This window comes from Streptomyces sp. NBC_01232, assembly GCF_035989885.1.
GTDB lineage: Bacteria > Actinomycetota > Actinomycetes > Streptomycetales > Streptomycetaceae > Streptomyces.
Map to the genome: position 1 here is coordinate 5526023 of NZ_CP108518.1, position 18141 is coordinate 5544163.

Here is an 18141-nt window from a genome sequence, read left to right on the forward strand (position 1 = left end):
CAGCACACTGAAGGGCAGTCACTGTGACTGACAAGCTCGACAAGGTCCCGGACCCGGCGGACACCCCGCCGGCCGGGGCCGTCCCCCCCGAGGCCATCCGCGCCATCCCGGTCCGCCACTACGGCCGCTGGATCAGCGCCGTGGTCGTCATCGGCCTGGTCGTGGCCCTCGTCGTCGCCTTCTCGCAGGGCAACGTGCGCTGGGCGACCGTGCCGGAGAAGCTGTTCGACCCCACCATCCTGCGCGGTGTCGTCAACACGGTCTGGATCAGCGTCGCCTCGATGGCCCTGGGCCTGGTGCTCGGTGTCCTGTTCGCCGTGATGCGGCTCTCGAAGAACCCGGTGACCAGCACCATCTCCTGGTTCTACATCTGGCTGTTCCGCGGCACCCCGGTGTACGTGCAGCTCCTCATCTGGTTCAACCTCGCCCTGATCTTCCCGATCCTGAACCTCGGGTTCTACAAGGACGAGATGACCCAGGTCATGACGCCCTTCCTGGCCGCCCTGCTGGGTCTCGGCCTCAACGAGGGCGCGTACATGGCGGAGATCGTCCGCGCCGGCATCCAGTCGGTCGACGAGGGCCAGAGCGAGGCCTCGCACGCGCTCGGCATGACCCGGATGCAGACCATGCGCCGCGTCGTCCTGCCGCAGGCCATGCGCGTGATCGTGCCGCCGTCGGGCAACGAGTTCATCAACATGCTCAAGACCTCGTCGCTCGTCGTCGCCGTGCAGTACTTCGACCTGCTGCGCGCGGCCCAGGACATCGCGTCCACGTCGTTCGCGGTGATGGAGATGTTCTTCGTCGCGTCGATCTGGTACCTCGCCCTGACCAGCGTCTTCAGCGTCGGCCAGTACTACCTGGAGCGCCGCTACGCCCGCGGTGCGCTCCGCTCGCTGCCGCCCACGCCGCTGCAGAAGATCAAGGCGAAACTGTCCAGCTTCTCGAACCGCAAGGCGGTGGCCTGATGACGACTGCCATGGTGAAGGCCGAGGGCGTCCACAAGTCCTACGGTGCGGCGCACATCCTCAAGGGCATCGACCTGGAGGTCGCCCCGCGTGAGGTCTTCTGCCTGGTCGGCCCGTCCGGCTCCGGCAAGTCGACCTTCCTGCGGTGCATCAACCACCTGGAGCAGGTCAACGCGGGGCGGCTGTACGTCGACGGCCAGCTGGTGGGCTACCGCCAGAAGGGCGACAAGCTCTACGAGCTGAAGGACAGCGAGGTCGCGGCCCAGCGCCGGGACATCGGCATGGTCTTCCAGCGCTTCAACCTCTTCCCGCACATGACGGCCATAGAGAACGTCATGGAAGCCCCGGTCATGGTCAAGGGCGAGTCCAAGGCGGTGGCGCGCGAGCGCGCCGTGCGCCTCCTGGACCGCGTCGGCCTCGGCGACAAGGGCGGGAACTACCCCACCCAGCTCTCCGGCGGCCAGCAGCAGCGCGTGGCGATCGCCCGCGCGCTGGCCATGGAGCCGAAGCTGATGCTCTTCGACGAGCCCACCTCGGCGCTCGACCCGGAGCTGGTGGGTGACGTCCTGGACGTCATGCGGGACCTGGCCGAATCGGGCATGACCATGATCGTGGTCACGCACGAGATGGGCTTCGCCCGCGAGGTCGGAGACAACCTCGTCTTCATGGACGGCGGTGTGGTCGTGGAGTCGGGCCACCCCCGCGAGGTGCTGGGCAACCCCCAGCACGACCGCACGAAGGCGTTCCTGTCCAAGGTGCTGTAGTTCGGCGCACCCGCGGACGGTGAGGGGCGGTACGGGAGACCCGTACCGCCCCTCAGCCGTTCCCGCGCGTGTGCCGCGGGCTTCCTGCGGTTCCAGGTTCCTACTTCAGCCCTAGGACCAGCGCGTCCGAGGGGGAGCGCCAGACCGTACGGGCCTCCGCGAAGCCCGCGGCGCGCAGGGTCTCGGCGTGCCAGGCCTCGGACGGGGTGTCGCCGTCCGCGTGCTCCCCGTAGGTCTCGAAGCGCCGCTTCACCTGCTCGGCGAGCGCCGGGTCGGCGCCCGCCAGGGCCCACCACTCGCGCCAGTCCACGGCCCCGGCCGCCCTGGCCCGGTCCATGCCGGCGTGCCGGTGGGCGTGCTCGGCGGCGTCGATGCGCGGGGTGGCCGGGTCGGGCATGTGGTCGGCGTTCATGAACACCCCGCCGGGGGCCACGAGCGGTGCGAGCTGCCCGTACAGGACGGCCAGGTCCCCGCTCGGCAGCCAGTGCAGGGCGGTGGCGGTCAGGACGGCGTCGTAGGCGGCGTGGGGGAGGGCGGCGCGCCAGTGGGGGTCCTTGAGGTCGGCGGTCACGAAGGTGACCCGTTCGTCGCCCGCGAAGTGCCCCTCGGCGATGGTCAACAGGGCGGGGTCGAGATCGACGCCCGTACTGGTGGCTTCCGGGAACCGCTTGAGGACGCGGTCCGTGATACTTCCCGTACCGCATGCGAGATCCAGCACCCGGGGGGCGGGTCCCACCAGCGCCTCGACCATGTCCAGCATCACCCGGAACCGCTCCTCGCGGTCGGGCATGTACCACTCCTGCTGCCGGTCCCAGCTGTCCTGCCAGGCCTGCCAGTCGCTGGTGCCCGCCGGAGCCGCTGAAGCTGTCGTATTCGCCGTATCCGTCATCCCGTACCCCTCCATACGTAATACCCTCGAAGACGTCTCAGCCGTTACCGGAGACATTAATCCGCAGCCGTAAGGACTACAAGTGGAACTGGCCCATTACTCGGACTTCGCCGTGCGCCTGGTCAACACCGAGGAGCCGGCCCGCAACAAGGACTCGCTCACCTCGGTGGACGCCGTCCGCGACCTGTTCGGCGCCAGTCAGCAGATGGCGCGCCGCGTCACCGACGGTGACGTCACCCGCTTCCGCAACGTCCGCGGCCGCCTGCGTTCGGTGTTCGAGGCCGCCGACAGCGGCGACGAGGTCCTCGCCGTCGACCTGCTGAACTCGCTGCTCATGGAGTTCCCCGTCAGCCCCCAGGTGTCCGGCCACGAGACCCTCGCCGACGACGGCCGCCCCGACTGGCACATCCACCTGGCCGAGCACCCCTCGAACGCCTCCGCGGGCTACGCCGCGATGGCGGCCATGGGCCTGGCCTTCGCCCTCACCGAGCACGGACCCGACCGCCTCGGCCTGTGCCAGGCCGCGCCCTGCCGCAACGCCTACCTCGACACCTCGACCAACCGCTCCCGGCGCTACTGCTCCGACCGCTGCGCCACACGGGCGAACGTGGCCGCCTACCGCGCCCGCAAGCGGCTGGAGGCCGAGGCGTCCGCGCGCAGCGGGCGCAGCGCCGAGACCGCCCAGGACAGCCGGGCCCTCAGCGAGCGCTGATCCTCCTCGCGCGGCCGGAAGCGCAGCACCGCCGTGGCCAGCACCAGCTCCCCGGGCACCGGCCCGTAGACGGTGCTGTCGCCGGTCTCGTTGAAGGGGTTGTCGCCGAGCACCCACCAGCTGCCGCCCGGCCGTCGCTCCACCGCCCGCTTGACCACCAGCAGGTCCTGCTGGAACGGGTGGCGCAGCACGACCACGTCACCCGGCCGGACCGCAGCCCCGTACCGGACCACCAGCCGGTCCCCGTTCAGCAGCGTGGGCACCATCGACGCCCCCGTCACCTCCACCACCTCGAACCGCTTCCGCGGGCGCCCGTTCTCCACCATGCGTGTCCTCCTCGTCACCCCCGCATGCTGCCGCACGGGTCCGTACATTCGCTCACCGGTCCGGCCGCGACCCTGGACTTTTGTCCTAAGCCCATGGGGGCGCCCGCGAAATCCGGTTGTTCAGCGAGTAATCTCCCCCTTGAGAAGACGATCACGAGGAGGACAAACTCCATGCTTTCCCGCCTCTTCGCCCCCAAGGCGAAGGTCTCCGCCCACTGCGATCTTCCGTGCGGCGTGTACGACCCTGCCCAGGCCCGCATCGAGGCCGAGTCCGTCAAGGCCGTGCAGGAGAAGTACCAGGCCAACGACGACGCCGACTTCCGCGCGCGCGCCATCACCATCAAGGAGCAGCGCGCCGAGCTCGCCAAGCACCACGTCTCGGTGCTGTGGAGCGACTACTTCAAGCCCCCGCACTTCGAGAAGTACCCGCAGCTGCACACCCTGGTCAACGACACCCTGAAGGCCCTCTCGGCCGCCAAGGCGTCGAACGACCCGGCGACCGGCGCCAAGGCCCTTGAGCTCATCGCCGAGATCGACCGCATCTTCTGGGAGACCAAGGCCGCCTGATCCTGGGTGCCCCGAGGTTCTGCCCGCGCTGCCGGTGACGGCGCGCATGACTACGGCCCGTCCGCTCCGAGCGGCCGGGCCGTAGTCATGCGCGGCGACCGCAGTCAGCCCCTCTCACCGAGGGCGGCCCGCAGCCAGTCGAGGGGGTCTCCGGGCTGCGGGCGGCTCCTCGTCGTGGCGCGGGCCGTGCTCGACGGCATCGCCGGTGGCGGTGGCGGGCGGAACCGGCCAGTACGTACGGTCGGCCGCCCCTGAGCAACCGTCCCGGCCCGGGGGCTCAGGCGTCCTCGTCCTCGTCCTCGTCGTCCAGGCGGGCCAGCCAGGTGGCGAGGCGTTCCACCGGGACCTCGAAGTCCGGGTTCAGGTCGACGAAGGTGCGCAGCTGCTCGGCGAGCCACTCGAAGGTGACCTCCTCCTCGCCGCGCCGCTTCTCCAGCTCCTCGATGCCGCGATCGGTGAAGTACAAGTCGGGCTCCGTGCCGTGATGGGGGTGTGCAGGGGGTGTTTCCCGCCAGGATAATCCGCCTTAAGGCGAGACCTCCCGCCTGCGCCCTCCCCGGGTCTAGCCTGGATGCCCGACAATCAGGGGGCGCGGATGACGGACGGGCGCACGACGGGTGCCGCGCGCGCCTTCGAGCTCCTCGAGCCCCTCGTCCAGGCGGCGACCGTACGCGTTCACGCCCCGCCGGGCGGGTATGACAACCCTCGCAGTCATCGGACCGGTCCCACCTGGGGGAGCGGCTTCTTCATCGCTCCCGGCTGGGTCCTGACGTGCGCGCACGTGGTCGGCGAAGGGGGTGCTGCGGTGCGTCTGACGGGGCGCGAGGTCGGGATCACCTTCTCCGCGGGGAGCGTCACCGGCACGGTCACCGGGCGCGTGGAATGCGTACTGCCCGAGCGGCTGGAGGAGCGGCGGCCCGGCCGGCACGCACTGTGGGACCTGCCCGACCTGGCGCTGATCAGGGTCCTGGCCCCCGTCTCGCACGCCTGCGTCTGGATCACCGACCGCTCCCGGCCGCGCTTCGACGAGGTCGCCTACTTCGGCTGCACCGAGGACCTCGGCACCCCCGAGATCACCGGCCGCACCACCCGGCTGCGCGGCACCGCCGGGAACGGCGCGGCCATCCGGCTCGGCGACGACGACGAGATCGAACCCGGCATGTCCGGCGGGCCCGTGGTGGACCTGGCCCGCGGGGAGGTCGTCGGCGTGCTCAAGGCCCGGCGGCAGACCGGCGGCGGCGGGCTCGCCGTCTCCGTCGTACAGCTGCGCACCCTCCCGATGGCCGCCCGCGGCCAGGTCGGGCTCTACCGCCGGATCATGCAGGCCCACGACCTCCACCACTACGACCAGCATCTCAGCGATCTCGACAACCGCCGGACCTGGACGGACGTGCACGGCGAGCTCCCGCCGGAGGAGGGCGACCCGTACGCCGGCCGGGGCCGGCTCACCCCCGGCGAGCGCACCACCCTGTACGGGCTGCTGGCCGAACTGCCGCCGCCCGGCTCCTCCGAGGTCGTACGCGCCCTCGTCGAGGAGGTGCGCGGGGAGGAGCCGGACCCGCAGCCGCCCGCCCCGCTGAGCTGGCGCGACGGGCTGGGGCTGCTGCACGACCCGCCCGGTGGGACGGGAGAGGCCGCGGCGATGCTCCGGTACGCGACGGACGTGAGCGTCGCCGAGTACCGGGAGCCGGCCGCACCGGGCGCCGACGAGGAGCTGTGGGACTGGGTACGGGCCACAGCCGAGCGGCTGTGGCGGCCCCTGCGGCGGGAGCTCGGCGAGCGCCGCGAGCGGGGCCTCGCCGAGCGCGAGCGGCGCCGGCGGGCCACGGCCGGGCGGTCGGTCCACGGCCCGGCCCGGCGGGCCGGAGGTCTGCCGTCCGGTGCCTCCGTACTGCTGGAGGTCTGGGCGCACGGCTGGGAGGACGTCTACGACTGGCGGGTCTCCGTGCTCGCCGGACCCGCGCACGCGGGGCGGGTGACTCCGGTGGACTCGGGCGTACGGGCCACCCTGGCGGGTCTGCCGGAGGCGTTACGGGTCCCGCTCGCCGAGGGCTTCCGGCGGTGCGACACCCACGAGGCGGCGGCCCTGCTCGAAGTGGCCGTGGCCCCCGAGCTGTTCGGGCTCGCGGTGGACGCGTGGGTGGTGGTGGGCGGCGTACCGCTCGGCGTGCAGCGGCCGGTGGTGCTGCGCCACCCGGCCGGGACCGCAGGGCCGAACCCGGGCGGCGCGCGGGAGCACCCCGCCGACCGCGAGGGCGGCGACGCAGCCGCCCGGTGGGCCCGGGTGCAGGCGGGCCCGCTCCAGGACGAACGGGCCGACTGCGCCGGAGGGCGCCCCCGCAGCCCCGCCACCGAGTGGCTGACCGGCCTCCCCGACAACACCGTGCCCGTGCACTGCCGGGCCGCCGACCAGGAGCCGACGCTCGGCTCGCTGCACGCGGTGCGCGACGCCGGGTACGGGGTGGCGGTGACCCGGAGGCCCCCGCCGGAGCCCGGGGCCTCGTGCGCGCCCTTCCACCGCGGGCTGCGGGAGGAACTGGCCGACGCCGGGCGGGCGGAGGTGCTGCCGCTGCGCTTCCAGACCCTGCGGGGGCGGGCGTACGGGGCGGACCCCGACGCCTACTGGGCGACCGGGGCGGGACTGGTGTGGGAGGACCCGGCGCGGCCGCTGCCCGAGGACGAACCGCTGCAGGGCGACCTGTGACCAGGCCGGGCGGCGGCCCGGCGGATGCGAGCGGCCCAGGCGAGGGAGGAGCAGCACCATGAACGACGAGTGGCTCATATACCGCGGGGTGGGTGAGCCCCACGACGGCATCGACGCGCTGCCCGACCCGCCGCCCTGGCGGGACTTCGACGGCGGGCCCGTGGCGGAGGCGGACGGTCCGGCCCGGGCCGCCGACGGCAACGTGGCCCGGCGGCTCGGCGCGCACCGGCAGGCCGCCGAGCTGCACCGGCCGGAGCCCGAGGAGCTGGAGGCCATCAACGCGGCGCTGTACCTGCGCCGGCCGCTGCTCGTGACCGGCTTTCCCGGAACCGGGAAGTCCACCCTCGCGCACGCCGTCGCCCACGAGCTGAAGCTGGGGCGGGTGCTGCGCTGGCCGGTGGTGTCGCGGACCGTGCTCCAGGACGGGCTGTACCGGTACGACGCCCTGGCCCGGCTGCAGGACGTGCAGATCGCCGCGAGCGGCGGCGGCCCGGCCCAGGCCGGCTCCGGACCCGCAGCCGCCCCCGGCATCGGGAAGTACATCCGGCTCGGGCCGCTCGGCACCGCCCTGCTGCCGACCGCCCGCCCCCGCGTGCTGCTCATAGACGAGCTCGACAAGAGCGACATCGACCTGCCCAACGACCTGCTGAACGTCCTGGAGGAAGGGGAGTTCGCCCTCCCCGAACTGGAACGGGTCGCCGACACCGAACCCGAGGTGCAGGTGCTCACCGACGACGGGACCAAGGTGACCGTCCACGGCGGCCGCGTCCGCTGCCGGTCCTTCCCGTTCATCATCCTGACCAGCAACGGGGAACGCGACTTCCCGGCCGCCCTGCTGCGCCGCTGCATCCAGCTGAAGCTCGGACAGCCCGGCGAGAAACGGCTCGCCACCATGGTCCGCGCCCACCTCGGGGAGGAGGCAGCCCGCCTCGGGGCCGACCTGATCCGGGAGTTCCTCAGCCGCTCCCAGTCCGAGCTGGTCGCCGCCGACCAGCTGCTCAACGCCGTCTACCTGACGCACTACGCCGCCCCGCCCACCCGGGAGGACCTCGCGGACCTGCTCATCCAGCGCCTCGACCGCCCGAGGTGATCGGCCGTGGCATCCGCCGGAGCACCCGGCGTCCGTGAACTGGCCGCGCTGCTGCGCGCGGCCGGGCTCGACCCGTCCGCCGAGGAACTCGCCGACGCCCTGTGGCTGGCCGGGCACATCCGCGGACCCGGGCAGAGCGCCCCGGGCCCCCGGGAGCCGGGCGGCCCCGACACCGCGGCCGAGGAGCCGGTCGCCGGGAGCGCCGAGCCCGTACGGCCGGACGCCGAGGACCCGGTCGGCCTCTACGCGCCCGGGGCGGCCCGCGCCGACGGCGCCGCGGGGGAGCGGCCGCAGGAGTCGCCCGAGGAGTACGGCGTGCCCGTACGGGTGCCGGGCGCCGCAGCGCTGCCCCGCATCCTGGACATCCAGCGGGCCCTGCGCGCCCTCCAGCGCCACCGCCCGCCCGGCCCGCCCACCCGCCTGGTGATCGACGAGTCGGCCACCGCCGACGCCAGCGCCCGCGCCCTCGGCCTGGTCATCCCGGTGCTCCGGCCGGAGAGCCGGCGCGAGGCGACCGTACGGCTGGTGATGGACGCGTCCCCGTCGATGGCCGTCTGGCAGGACATGTTCGAGGAACTGCGCTCCGTGTGCGAGCGGTTGGGAGCCTTCCACGACGTACAGGTGCACTACCTGCACCGCCTCACGGACGGCACGGCCGCGCTCGGGCGCAGCCCCGCACCCGGCTGCGTACGCGCCTCCGGCCTGCGCTCCGGGGACCAGCTGCGGGACCCGACCGGCCGCGCCCTGACCATGGTGGTCTCCGACTGCGCCGGACCGCTGTGGCGCGAGGGCACCGCGCAGCGGCTGCTGCACCGGTGGGCCGAATGCACCCCGTGCATGGTCGTCCAGCCGCTGCCGCAGCGGCTGTGGGGGCGCAGCTGGCTGCCCACCGAGCGGGGCACCCTCACCCGGCTGGAGGGCGGCGCGCGCAGGCTCACCTTCCGGCCGGACCGGCCGCCGCTGCCCGGACGGCCCACGGGAGGGCTGACCGTGCCGGTGCTGCCGCCGAGCGCGACCGCCCTCGGCGCCTGGGCCCGGCTGCTGGCCGGGCTCGCCGCCGGGCCGGTACCGGCCGAGGTGGGCCGGGTGCTGGCCGGACATCCGGCCGCGCCCCTGCCGCCGCCGCGTGCCGTACGGCCGCCACGGGAGCTGGTGGCACGGTTCCGGTCCTCGGCCGCGCCCCGGGCCGTACAGCTCGCCGTGTACCTGTCGGCGGCTCCGCTGACGCTGCCCGTGATGCGGCTGGTGCAACGCACGATGCTGCCGGACTCCGAGCCCTCCGACCTGGCGGAGGTGCTGCTGAGCGGGCTGCTGCGGCGCAGCGGTCCGGGGCCGGGGCACTGGTACGAATTCGCCCCCGGGGTGCAGGACGTGCTGCTGGGACCGCTGGGGCGCGACGAGGCCGCGCTGGTGCTCAAGCACTGCTCGGAGTACGTGCTCGCACACTTCGGGCGGGGCGTGCGGAACTTCCCCGCGCTCGCCGTGTCCCAGCTGACCGGGATCCCGCCGGCGGTCCGCGACCCCGGGCCCGAGGACACCGAGCGGGCGCCCGAGGGCCGCCTCCCGCAGGCCTTCGCACAGGTTTCGGCCAAAGTCGTACGGCGCTACCTGCCCGGGATGCCCGAGGAGGGCCCGGCGGTACGGGAGCCCGCCCCGGCCCCGGTGCCCGTCCGGGCCGGGGCGGTGCGCGCCGCCCGGGTCCGGCTCGCGGACGCGGACGCCGACGGGGACGGCGGCGCACGGGCCCTGTACGAGGCCGTGGCGGTGCTCCGGCGTGCCGTGACGGCCCCGGCGGGGCCCGGCGATCCGCCGGAGGAGGCGGAGACCGAGCTGGCGGGGGCTCTGCTGAGGCTGTGGACGGCCCAGCGGGACCCGGAGCTCCTCGCCGAAGCGGAAAGGGCCGTGACCGGGCTGCGCACGGCGAAGGCGGGGGCGGTCCTCGGCCGGGTGCTGTACGAGCGGGCGCTGGCCGCCGGACCGGATGCGGAACTGCTCGCGGCGGCGGACCTGGAGTTCGCGGCGGCGGGCGCCGCGGCCGACCCCGAGCTGCGGCGGGACTGCGCCGTGCGGCGGGCCGAGACCCTGATCCGGCTGAGCGGGCTGCGGGACGACACGGGGGCGCTCCGCGAGGCCCGCGCGGCCCTCGAACCCCTGGCGGGCCCGGCACCCGGCGCGGACACGGGCCTGCGGGACGGCGGCGGTGACGGCGATGGCGACGGCGGTGACGGCGGTGAGGGTACGAGCGCCGTTCGCGGCGACGGCGGCCCGGCCCCGTACGCGGAACTGCACCTGGCACTCGGCCGCGTCCTGCTGGCCCTGCTGCCCCGCACCCGGGACCCGGCCGAGCGCACGGCCCTGGCCGGACAGGCCGCGGCCCGCCTGACGCTGGCCCTGGACGCCCCGCCGGCTCCACCCGGGCGTACCGGAGGCGGCACCGCGCGGGTGCGGGTGGAGCTGGCCGACGCGCTGCGCCACCTCCCCGGCCGGCTGGAGGAGGCCGCCGCGCAGCTGGACGCGGCCCTGGCGGAGACGGGCGGGGACCCCGAGCTGCGGGTCGCCGCCCTGGTGTGCCTGGCCCGGGTGCACCGGGAGCGGTACGCGCGGGACGCCGACCAGGCGGCGCTGGAGGACGCCGCCGAGGCGTACGGCCGGGCCCGGCGGCTGATCCCCCGTGACGGGGAGGCCTTCGGCGAACTGCTGCCCGAGTGGGGCGAGGTACTCCTGGACCGGGCCCGGGCCACCGACGGGCGGCGGTTCACCGGGACCGCCGTACGCGTCCTGCGCGAGAGCCGCTCCGCCGTCGCCCAGTCCGACCCGGGGTCGGCGCACCGGCTGCTGCGGCTGGCCACCGGGCTCCGGCTGCGGCACGCCTACGAGGGCGATCCGGTGGACCTGCGGGAGGCCGAATACCTGCTGGAACTGGCCGTCCGGCACAGCCGCGACCCCCTGGAACAGGCCCGCGCCTGGCGGGACCACGGAGACGTGCAGCAGGAGATCCACGGCCACACGCGGGCGCTGGACCGCCTCGACCGGGCGGCGGACTCCTACCGGCGGGCCTGGCGGGCCGCCCTGGAGGCCGACGTGGAGGACCGCGAGGACACCGCAGTCCAGCTGGCCGCCCGCGTACAGGAGCTGCGCGGGGACGTGCTGGCGCGCCTCGCCCGGCCCCGCGCGGCCCTGGACGCGTACCGCTCGGCGCTGGAGCTGTGGACGCGGACCCGCGAGGGCGCCGCCGGGCGCACGGAGGCGGTCCGCGTACGGATACGGACCCTGGAGGCGGGCCTCTGACGCACGCGCGGCGGGCGCCCCCGCGACCGGGGAGCGCCGTTTCCACGGAGCGGACGGCGGGAACAGGAAGTGGACCATCCGGTGTGCGACGCGACAGGGGGACCGGCGGCACATGGTGACGAAGCAGCAGGAAGTGGCGGCAGCGACCCCGGGATGCCCGGGGCGGCTGCCGGATCTCTCCGGGCTGGACCTCGCGGCGCTGCGCGGGATCGACCATCCCGTGCTGGCCCGGGTGATCGAGGGCATGGTCGAGCGGGTGACCCATCCCGCGGAGATCCTCAACGCCTTCGACTCCAGCGTGGCCTGACCGTCCGGTGCCCGCGCCGCGCGCGGGCCGTGCCTGATCCGCCCCACCTTGAAAGCGAGTTGACCACTTTCCGCCGTTAGCCGGGTCCGTCCCCAGGGCAGGGATGCACCGTCCGCCGGGGTGTCCCCGGGCGAGGCCGGGGAGGAGGTGCGGCGATGGCGCGATCGGTCACGAGCGACTCCCCGCTGCCCGCACCCGGCAACCCCGGCCCGCCCCCGCACCCCGCCCCGGCGCCCGCGGCGGCTCCCGACCCGACGACCCCGCACCCCGACCCCGTGCCCGCGGCGGCCGACGCCCCGGCGCCCGCGCCCGCCCCCGACCCCGTCGTGGAGCGGCAGCGGGAGCAGCAGCGCCATGCCCGGAACGCGCCCTGGCCCTACCTCCGGCTCGACGTGGCCGCCGCGCGGGCCGCCGGCCACCGGCCCCACCCCATCCGGCAGTTCGTCCTCAAGACCCGCAGCCGCTGCAACCTCGCCTGTACCTACTGCTACGTCTACGAGATGGCCGACCAGGGCTGGCGCGACCAGCCGCCCGCCATGACCCCCGCCACCGCCGCCCGCGCCGCGCAGCGCATCGCCGAGCACGCCGCCGCCCACGACCTGCCCCGGGTCGACCTCGTCCTGCACGGCGGGGAGCCCCTGCTCACCTCGCCCGCCGAACTGGCCGCGCCCGTCGACGCCGTACGGGCCGCCGTGGCCGGGACCGCCCCGCGCACCCGGGTCACCGCCACCGTCCAGACCAACGGCACCCTGCTCACCCGCGGCCGCCTCGCCGCACTCGCCGCCGCCGGGATCCGCGTCGGCGTCAGCCTCGACGGAGGACTGCCCGCGCACAACACCCGGCGGGTGGACCACGCGGGACGGCCCGGCTTCGGCGCCGCCGCCCGCGGTCTGCGGCTGCTGGCCCGGCACCCGCAGAGCTACGCCGGGGTGCTCGTCGTCGTCGACCTCGGCCACGACCCGGTGGAGACCTACGAGTCGCTGCTCGCCTTCGCCCCGCCCAGCATCGGGCTGCTCCTGCCGCTCGCGAACTGGAGCGCCCCGCCACCCGGCCACCACCCGGACCGGACCCCGTACGCCGACTGGCTCCTCGCCGTCTTCGAGCGCTGGTGGCACGACGGCGTACGGCGCACCCGGATCCGGCTCTTCGAGGAGATCATCGCCCTGTTGCTCGGCCTGCCCGCCGCCACCGAGACCCTCGGGCTCACGCCCGCCGCCACCGCCGTGATCGAGACCGACGGCTCCATCGAACAGGCCGACTCACTGAAATCCGCGTACGAGGGCGCCGCCGCGACCGGGATGACCCTGGACACCCACAGCTTCGACCAGCTCCTCGACCACCCCGGACTCGCCGCCCGCCAGCTCGGACGGGACGCGCTCGCGCCCCGGTGCCGCGCCTGCGAGCTGGTCGACGTGTGCGGCGGCGGGCACTACCCGCACCGCTACCGCGCCGGCGAGGGCTTCCGCCAGCCGTCCGTGTACTGCGCAGACCTCCAGCTGCTGATCCGCCACATCGCCGCCGCCGTCCAGCGCGCCGCCCGGACCTCCGCCGCCGCCCCCGCGACCGAGCCCCCCGCACACCCCCCGGCGGTCGCCTCATGACCGCCGCCCTCACCGCCTTCACCGTCTCCTCGCCCACCCTGCGCGCCCTCGCCTCCACCGAGCCGTCCATGGAGGGCACCCGCCTGGTCCGCGACGTACGCCGCTCCAAGCGCCTGCTCCTGCTGCGCGCGGTCCTCGACGCCGCCCCCGGCGGCCGGTCCGGGGAGACCGCCGACGCCTGGGCCCTGCTGGAGGAGGCCGAACGGCACGACGCCGGCGCCGTGCGCGACGTACTGCACTACCCCGCCACCGGGGTGTGGGCCGAGGAGACCCTGCGCCGGCTGCACGCCCGGTGCGGCCCCCCGGCCGACCTCGGCCACCTCGGGGCCCTCGCCGTCGCCGCCGCCCTGCGCGCCGGGATCGCCTTCACCCACACCCTGCGCCCCCTGCACGGCCGGCTCGTCCTGCCCACCCTCGGTCTGCTGCGCCCGGACCGCCCCGGCCCGCTCGCCCTCACCGAACGCTCCTGGGACCCCGACGACCCCGCCACCGTGCCCCTGCACAGCCTGCCGGGAGGCAGGACCGCCCTCGACGACCTCGACCCCTACCGGGCGCCCGGCCCGGCGCAGCAGGCCCAGGTCCGCCCCGCCCGCCGGCTCACCCCCAAGGGCCACAAGCGGTGGGACACCCAGTGGTCCGGCGCGCTCACCCTGCTCCAGCGCTACGACACCGTCCGCGCGGAGGAGACCGTACAGCTGCTGCGCTCCGTCGTACCGCTGGCCGTCGGCTCCCGCTCCAGCGGCGCCACCCTCCCCGCCGCCGCCGGTTCCGTACTGGCCCGCGCCCAGGCACCGCCAGCGCTCGCCGCGACCCTCGTCCACGAGGTCCAGCACGGCAAACTGGCCGCGCTGGCCGACGTCCTGACCCTGCACACCGCCGACCGCACGCCCCGTCACTGGGCCCCGTGGCGCAGCGACCCCCGCCCGCTGGAGGGCCTGCTGCACGGCGCCTACGCCCACCTGGCGCTCGCCGGGTACTGGCAGCGCGCCGCCCTCTACGGGGCCCGAGGCGCCTGGGCCCAGCACGCCCGGATCCGCGCCCAGGTCGCCGCGGTCCTGCCCGCGCTGCGGGAGCACGAAGGACTGACTGCAGCCGGACGGGAGTTCACCGAAGCGATGGCCGCCGCCGAGCGCGCGATGGACGACCTCCCGCCCCCCGGCGACCAGCACGCCGCGGCCCGCCGGGCCATCGACCGCGAACGCCGCGCCTGGTGCGAGGCACACCCCGAACTCGCACCGTTCGCACAGGGCTGACGGACCGTCCGCTGCGGTACCTTTCAAGCCCGTCCACCGCCCGCATTCAGGGAGACGGCCCGATGACCACCGGTAGTCGCCAGGACCGTGAACCGGCGGCGCAGCAGCCGCCCCAGCCGCCCCAGCCGCAGCGATTCGTCATCAGCTTCGCGGGGTTCAACCGTCCCTGGGCGGTGTGGATCGCCCACCGCCTGGAGGAGCACGGCCACCGCGTCGCCCTCCAGCGCTGGGACCCCCAGAGCACTCCCGGCATCGGCCAGGCCCTCGACGACCTGGCCCGCTCCGGCAGCCGGGTCCTCCTCGTCCTCAGCGAGCGCTACTTCTCCGCCGGCACCCACACCGAGGAGGAGTGGAACACGGCCCTGCGCGCCGTCACCGACCGCCACCCCGACCGGTTCGCCGCGGTCTGCCTCACCGACGCCCCGCTGCCCAGCGCCGTCGCCGTACTGGAGAAGACCGACCTGTGGGGCCTGGACGCCTACGAGGCCGAGTACCGCGTGCTGCGCCGCCTGGAGCTGCCCACCGAACGGATCGGCACCGAGACCGGCCGCCGCGGGCCGCGCTTCCCCAACGATCCGCCGGAGATCTGGGGGCGCGTCCCGCGCCGCAACCCGCGCTTCACCGGCCGCAACGACGTCATCGGCACCCTGCGCGAGGCGCTCGCCGAGGCCCCGCCCGGCGCGTCCACCGTCACCCTGCTCGGGCTCTCCGGCGTCGGCAAGACCCAGGTCGCCACCGAGTACGCGTACCGCTTCGCCTCCGAGTACGACGTGGTGTGGTGGGTCCCCGCCGAGGACCGGCCCACCCTGCGCGAACGCCTCGCCGACCTGGCCCCGGCGCTCGGGCTGCCGCGCGGGGCGGGCAGTTACGGCGAGCAGATCCGGGCCGTCCTCGAAGCGCTGCGGCGCGGAAATCCGTACGGCCGCTGGCTGATGGTCTTCGACGGCTGCGACAACCCGGACGACCTGATCGACCTGCTGCCCTCCGGCGCGGGCGACGTGATCATCACCTCGCGCAACCGCGAGTGGGCCGCCCGCCACACCAGCCTCGTCGAGGTCCCGCTCTACGCCCGCCCCGAGTCGATCACCTTCATCCGCCGCCGGGCCCTGCGCCTGACCGCCGACGAGGCCGACCAGCTCGCCGAGGCGCTGGAGGACTACCCGCTGGCCCTCGACCAGACCGCCGGCTGGCTCGCCGACTCCCCGCTGCCGGTGGGCGACTACCTCGTCCTTCTCCAGCACCGGATGGACTCCCACGAGGCCGTCGCGATCTCCGAGGACTACCCCCTCCCCTTCCCCACCGCCCTCGCCATACTGCTCAACAACGTCCGCGAGAACTTCCCCGACGCCCTCGCCCTGCTGCGGCTGTTCGTCTTCTTCGCGCCAGGCCCGGTGCCGCTGCGGCTGCTGCGCGAGTTCCCCGCCGACGACGTGCCCGAACAGCTCGCCGGGCTGATCAACGACCAGATCCGGTGGAACGCCGCCCTGAACAAGCTCGTCCAGTTCTCCGTGGTGCGGCTGGAGTACTCGGACCTCGCCGTGGAGGAGGGCGGCGGCGGGCTGGAGACCGTCCAGCTGCACCGCATGGTCCACGGCATCGTCCGCGAGAACCTCTCCGAGGCGGAGGCCGAACCCCTTTCGCGCGCCGTGCGCCAGGTCCTCGCCGCCGCCGACCCCGGCCGGCCCTCCGACGCCCGGCTCTGGCCCCGGTACGCCGAACTCATCCCGCACCTGGCCACCTCCGGGGTGCTCACCAGCAGCAACCCGCGCATCCAGAACTTCCTGCTGCACTGCCTGCGCTACCTGATCCTCGCCGGCGAGTACCGCACCTGCCTGCGGCTCTCCGAGGAGACCGACCTGATCTGGCGGGCCCTGCTCGGCGAGGACCACCCCAAGGTCCGCGAGCTCAGCTACCAGTACGGCGAAGCCCTGCGCAACCTCGGGCTCTTCCGGCGGGCCGAGACCCTCACCCGCGCCCGCGCCGACCGGCTCGCCGGGGAACGCGGCGACCGCGACCTGGAGACCCTGCGCGCCACCAGCTCGTACGGCGGGGTCCTGCTGTGCATCGCCCGCTTCGAACCGGCCCGCGAGATCTTCGAGCACTGCCTGGGCACCTACCGCGAACTCCTCGGCGAGGACGACTCCACCACGCTCGCCGCCCAGAACAACCTGGCCGCCACCTACCGCCTGCTCGGCCGCTACCAGGACGCCTACGACCTCGACCTGGACACGCTGCGCCGCCGCGAGCGGGTACTGCGGACCCACCACATCTCCACCCTCTCCTCCGGGATCGCCTGCGCCATGGGCCTTCGGCTGATGGGCCGCTACCACGAGGCGCAGACCCGGCAGGAACAGGGCGTGAAGATCAACACGCAGGTGCTGGGCCTGGAACACCCGCAGACCCTGCGCGCCGAGCACAACCTCGGGATGTGCCTGCGCCGCTCCGGCGACATCCCCGGCGCGGGCCTGCGGCTGCGGACCGTGTGGGAGCGGGCCACCCGGGTCTTCGGCGCCGACTACCCGTGGACCCTGATGGTCGCCTCCGACTACGCCACCTACCTCAGGGAGTACGGGGACATCGGCGAGGCCCGCCGGATCTCCGAGGACGTGGTCCGCGGCTACCAGTCCCAGCTGGGCCTCGCCCACCCGTACAGCATCGGCACGGTCGGCAACCTCGGCCTCGTCCTGCGGGCGCAGGGCGAACGCACGGAGGCCCTCTCCCTCGCGGAGCAGGCGCTGGTCGGCATGCGGGGCGCGCTCGGCGACCGGCACCCCTGGACGCTGGGCTGCGCCCTGAACGCCACCGGACACCGCAGCATCACGGGGCGGCTGGAGGACGCGCTGGACCTCAGCCGGGAGACGCTGCGCACGGCCGAGCGGGTACTGGGCCCGGACCACCCGATGGCCCTGAGCGCCCAGATCGCCCTGGCGGCGGACCTCCGGTCGGTGCGGGAGTACGAGGAGGCGGCGAAGCACGAGGACGCGGGCATCCGCGGCCTGACCCGCACACTGGGAGCCCAGCACGTCCACACGGTCTCGGCGAAGCAACAGACCCGGCCGTACTGGGACTTCGAGCCCCAGCCGTAGGGGTGCGGGGCGGCGGTACGGGGCCCACGCGTGCGGGGCCTCCACCCCCGCGGCACCGGACTCGGCGACAGGGGCGGGCAGAAGGCCTCGGCCTTCACGTCTCCGCGCGACTACTGTGCTGGTGATGATCGTCGCGACCGACCGGGGGAGCTGAGTCGTGCTGACCACCACGCACCCGCCGTAGGTGCCTCTGGAAAGTCCGGAGGGCCTACGGAGGCTCTCGATGTCCCGAACTGTCCGCACGACTCCCACGCGACTCCGCATCCAGGAGGGCGCATCGGAGTCCATGTCGCTGTACGACCTGCGCTATGCGCATGCCGAACTGGCCCTGGCCGCCCGCGAAGGCCGTCGCCCCGCCCCGGCGAAGACACTGCGCCGGATCACCTCTTGGCAGTGGATGGTGCTCTCCTGCAGGACGGGTTCGTTTTCCGGCGAGATCGCTACGGCCGAGGGCCGCGCCCGGCTCCAGGGTCGGCTCCACGCCCAGCGGATCCGTGGACTGCACCGCGCCGGCCACGAACTCGACGACGCGGACATGCCGCCGGTCCGCCACCGTCATGACGGGCTCTGGAACGCCTGGTAGAGGCGA

General features: G+C 74.5%; 15 protein-coding genes. 12 read left to right on the plus strand and 3 right to left on the minus strand.

The genetic code is table 11. The features are described 5' to 3' along the window. The first annotated feature begins 23 nt into the window (after nt 1–23). Nucleotides 24–965 (plus strand): amino acid ABC transporter permease, encoded by a 942-nt coding sequence (locus OG444_RS25770; protein WP_405790556.1) that lies wholly within the window; start codon nt 24–26, stop codon nt 963–965. Beyond that, a complete protein-coding gene (locus OG444_RS25775) occupies nt 965–1729 on the plus strand; it encodes an amino acid ABC transporter ATP-binding protein (protein WP_166663123.1) in 765 nt (254 codons plus the stop codon). The genes OG444_RS25770 and OG444_RS25775 overlap by 1 nt, the downstream gene beginning before the upstream one ends. Before the next feature lie 100 nt (nt 1730–1829). Here OG444_RS25775 and OG444_RS25780 read toward each other — a convergent pair whose 3' ends face one another. Further along, nucleotides 1830–2618 carry a class I SAM-dependent methyltransferase gene (locus tag OG444_RS25780; protein WP_327264397.1) on the minus strand — a complete coding sequence of 263 codons (789 nt, stop codon included), beginning with the start codon at nt 2616–2618 and terminating at the stop codon, nt 1830–1832. Between the two features lie 82 nt (nt 2619–2700). On the opposite strand from OG444_RS25780, the gene OG444_RS25785 reads away from it, so the two are divergent. Beyond that, nucleotides 2701–3330, plus strand: a complete 630-nt coding sequence (locus tag OG444_RS25785) for a CGNR zinc finger domain-containing protein (protein ID WP_327264398.1) — start codon at nt 2701–2703, stop codon at nt 3328–3330. On the opposite strand, the gene sodX is transcribed toward OG444_RS25785, so the two are convergent. Next, complete coding sequence (gene sodX, locus OG444_RS25790; RefSeq protein WP_327264399.1) at nt 3234–3656, minus strand: nickel-type superoxide dismutase maturation protease; 423 nt, start codon at nt 3654–3656, stop codon at nt 3234–3236. The two genes, OG444_RS25785 and sodX, sit on opposite strands and share 97 nt — an antisense overlap. 171 nt (nt 3657–3827) lie before the next feature. Between sodX and sodN the strand changes: the two genes are divergently transcribed. After that, entirely contained in the window at nt 3828–4223 is a 396-nt protein-coding gene (gene sodN, locus OG444_RS25795; RefSeq protein ID WP_030709803.1) for a superoxide dismutase, Ni, read from the plus strand. A gap of 277 nt (nt 4224–4500) precedes the next feature. Here sodN and OG444_RS25800 read toward each other — a convergent pair whose 3' ends face one another. Continuing rightward, nucleotides 4501–4689, minus strand: a complete 189-nt coding sequence (locus tag OG444_RS25800) for a DUF6104 family protein (protein WP_052873789.1) — start codon at nt 4687–4689, stop codon at nt 4501–4503. Nucleotides 4690–4818: 129 nt separating this feature from the next. Between OG444_RS25800 and OG444_RS25805 the strand changes: the two genes are divergently transcribed. The 8 genes from OG444_RS25805 (at nt 4819) to OG444_RS25840 (ending at nt 18135) form a co-directional block, all read left to right on the plus strand. Next, nucleotides 4819–6927: a VMAP-C domain-containing protein gene (locus OG444_RS25805; protein WP_327264400.1), complete on the plus strand. Its 2109-nt coding sequence runs from the start codon at nt 4819–4821 to the stop codon at nt 6925–6927. A 58-nt stretch (nt 6928–6985) separates the two neighbouring features. Further along, entirely contained in the window at nt 6986–8017 is a 1032-nt protein-coding gene (locus OG444_RS25810; RefSeq protein ID WP_327264401.1) for an AAA family ATPase, read from the plus strand. 6 nt (nt 8018–8023) lie between these two features. Further along, a complete protein-coding gene (locus OG444_RS25815) occupies nt 8024–11305 on the plus strand; it encodes an SAV_2336 N-terminal domain-related protein (protein WP_327264402.1) in 3282 nt (1093 codons plus the stop codon). A gap of 112 nt (nt 11306–11417) precedes the next feature. Next, nucleotides 11418–11612: an FxSxx-COOH cyclophane-containing RiPP peptide gene (gene fxsA / locus OG444_RS25820; RefSeq protein WP_202199748.1), complete on the plus strand. Its 195-nt coding sequence runs from the start codon at nt 11418–11420 to the stop codon at nt 11610–11612. A 155-nt stretch (nt 11613–11767) separates the two neighbouring features. Then, entirely contained in the window at nt 11768–13213 is a 1446-nt protein-coding gene (locus OG444_RS25825; protein ID WP_327264403.1) for an FxsB family cyclophane-forming radical SAM/SPASM peptide maturase, read from the plus strand. After that, on the plus strand, nt 13210–14466 hold the full coding sequence (locus tag OG444_RS25830; RefSeq protein WP_327264404.1) for an aKG-HExxH-type peptide beta-hydroxylase: 1257 nt from the start codon (nt 13210–13212) through the stop codon (nt 14464–14466). Before OG444_RS25825 ends, OG444_RS25830 begins: the two co-directional genes overlap by 4 nt. A gap of 62 nt (nt 14467–14528) precedes the next feature. Then, on the plus strand, nt 14529–17552 hold the full coding sequence (gene fxsT / locus OG444_RS25835; protein ID WP_327264405.1) for an FxSxx-COOH system tetratricopeptide repeat protein: 3024 nt from the start codon (nt 14529–14531) through the stop codon (nt 17550–17552). A 223-nt stretch (nt 17553–17775) separates the two neighbouring features. Then, a complete protein-coding gene (locus tag OG444_RS25840; RefSeq protein ID WP_327264406.1) occupies nt 17776–18135 on the plus strand; it encodes a hypothetical protein in 360 nt (119 codons plus the stop codon). Nucleotides 18136–18141 lie beyond the last annotated feature (6 nt).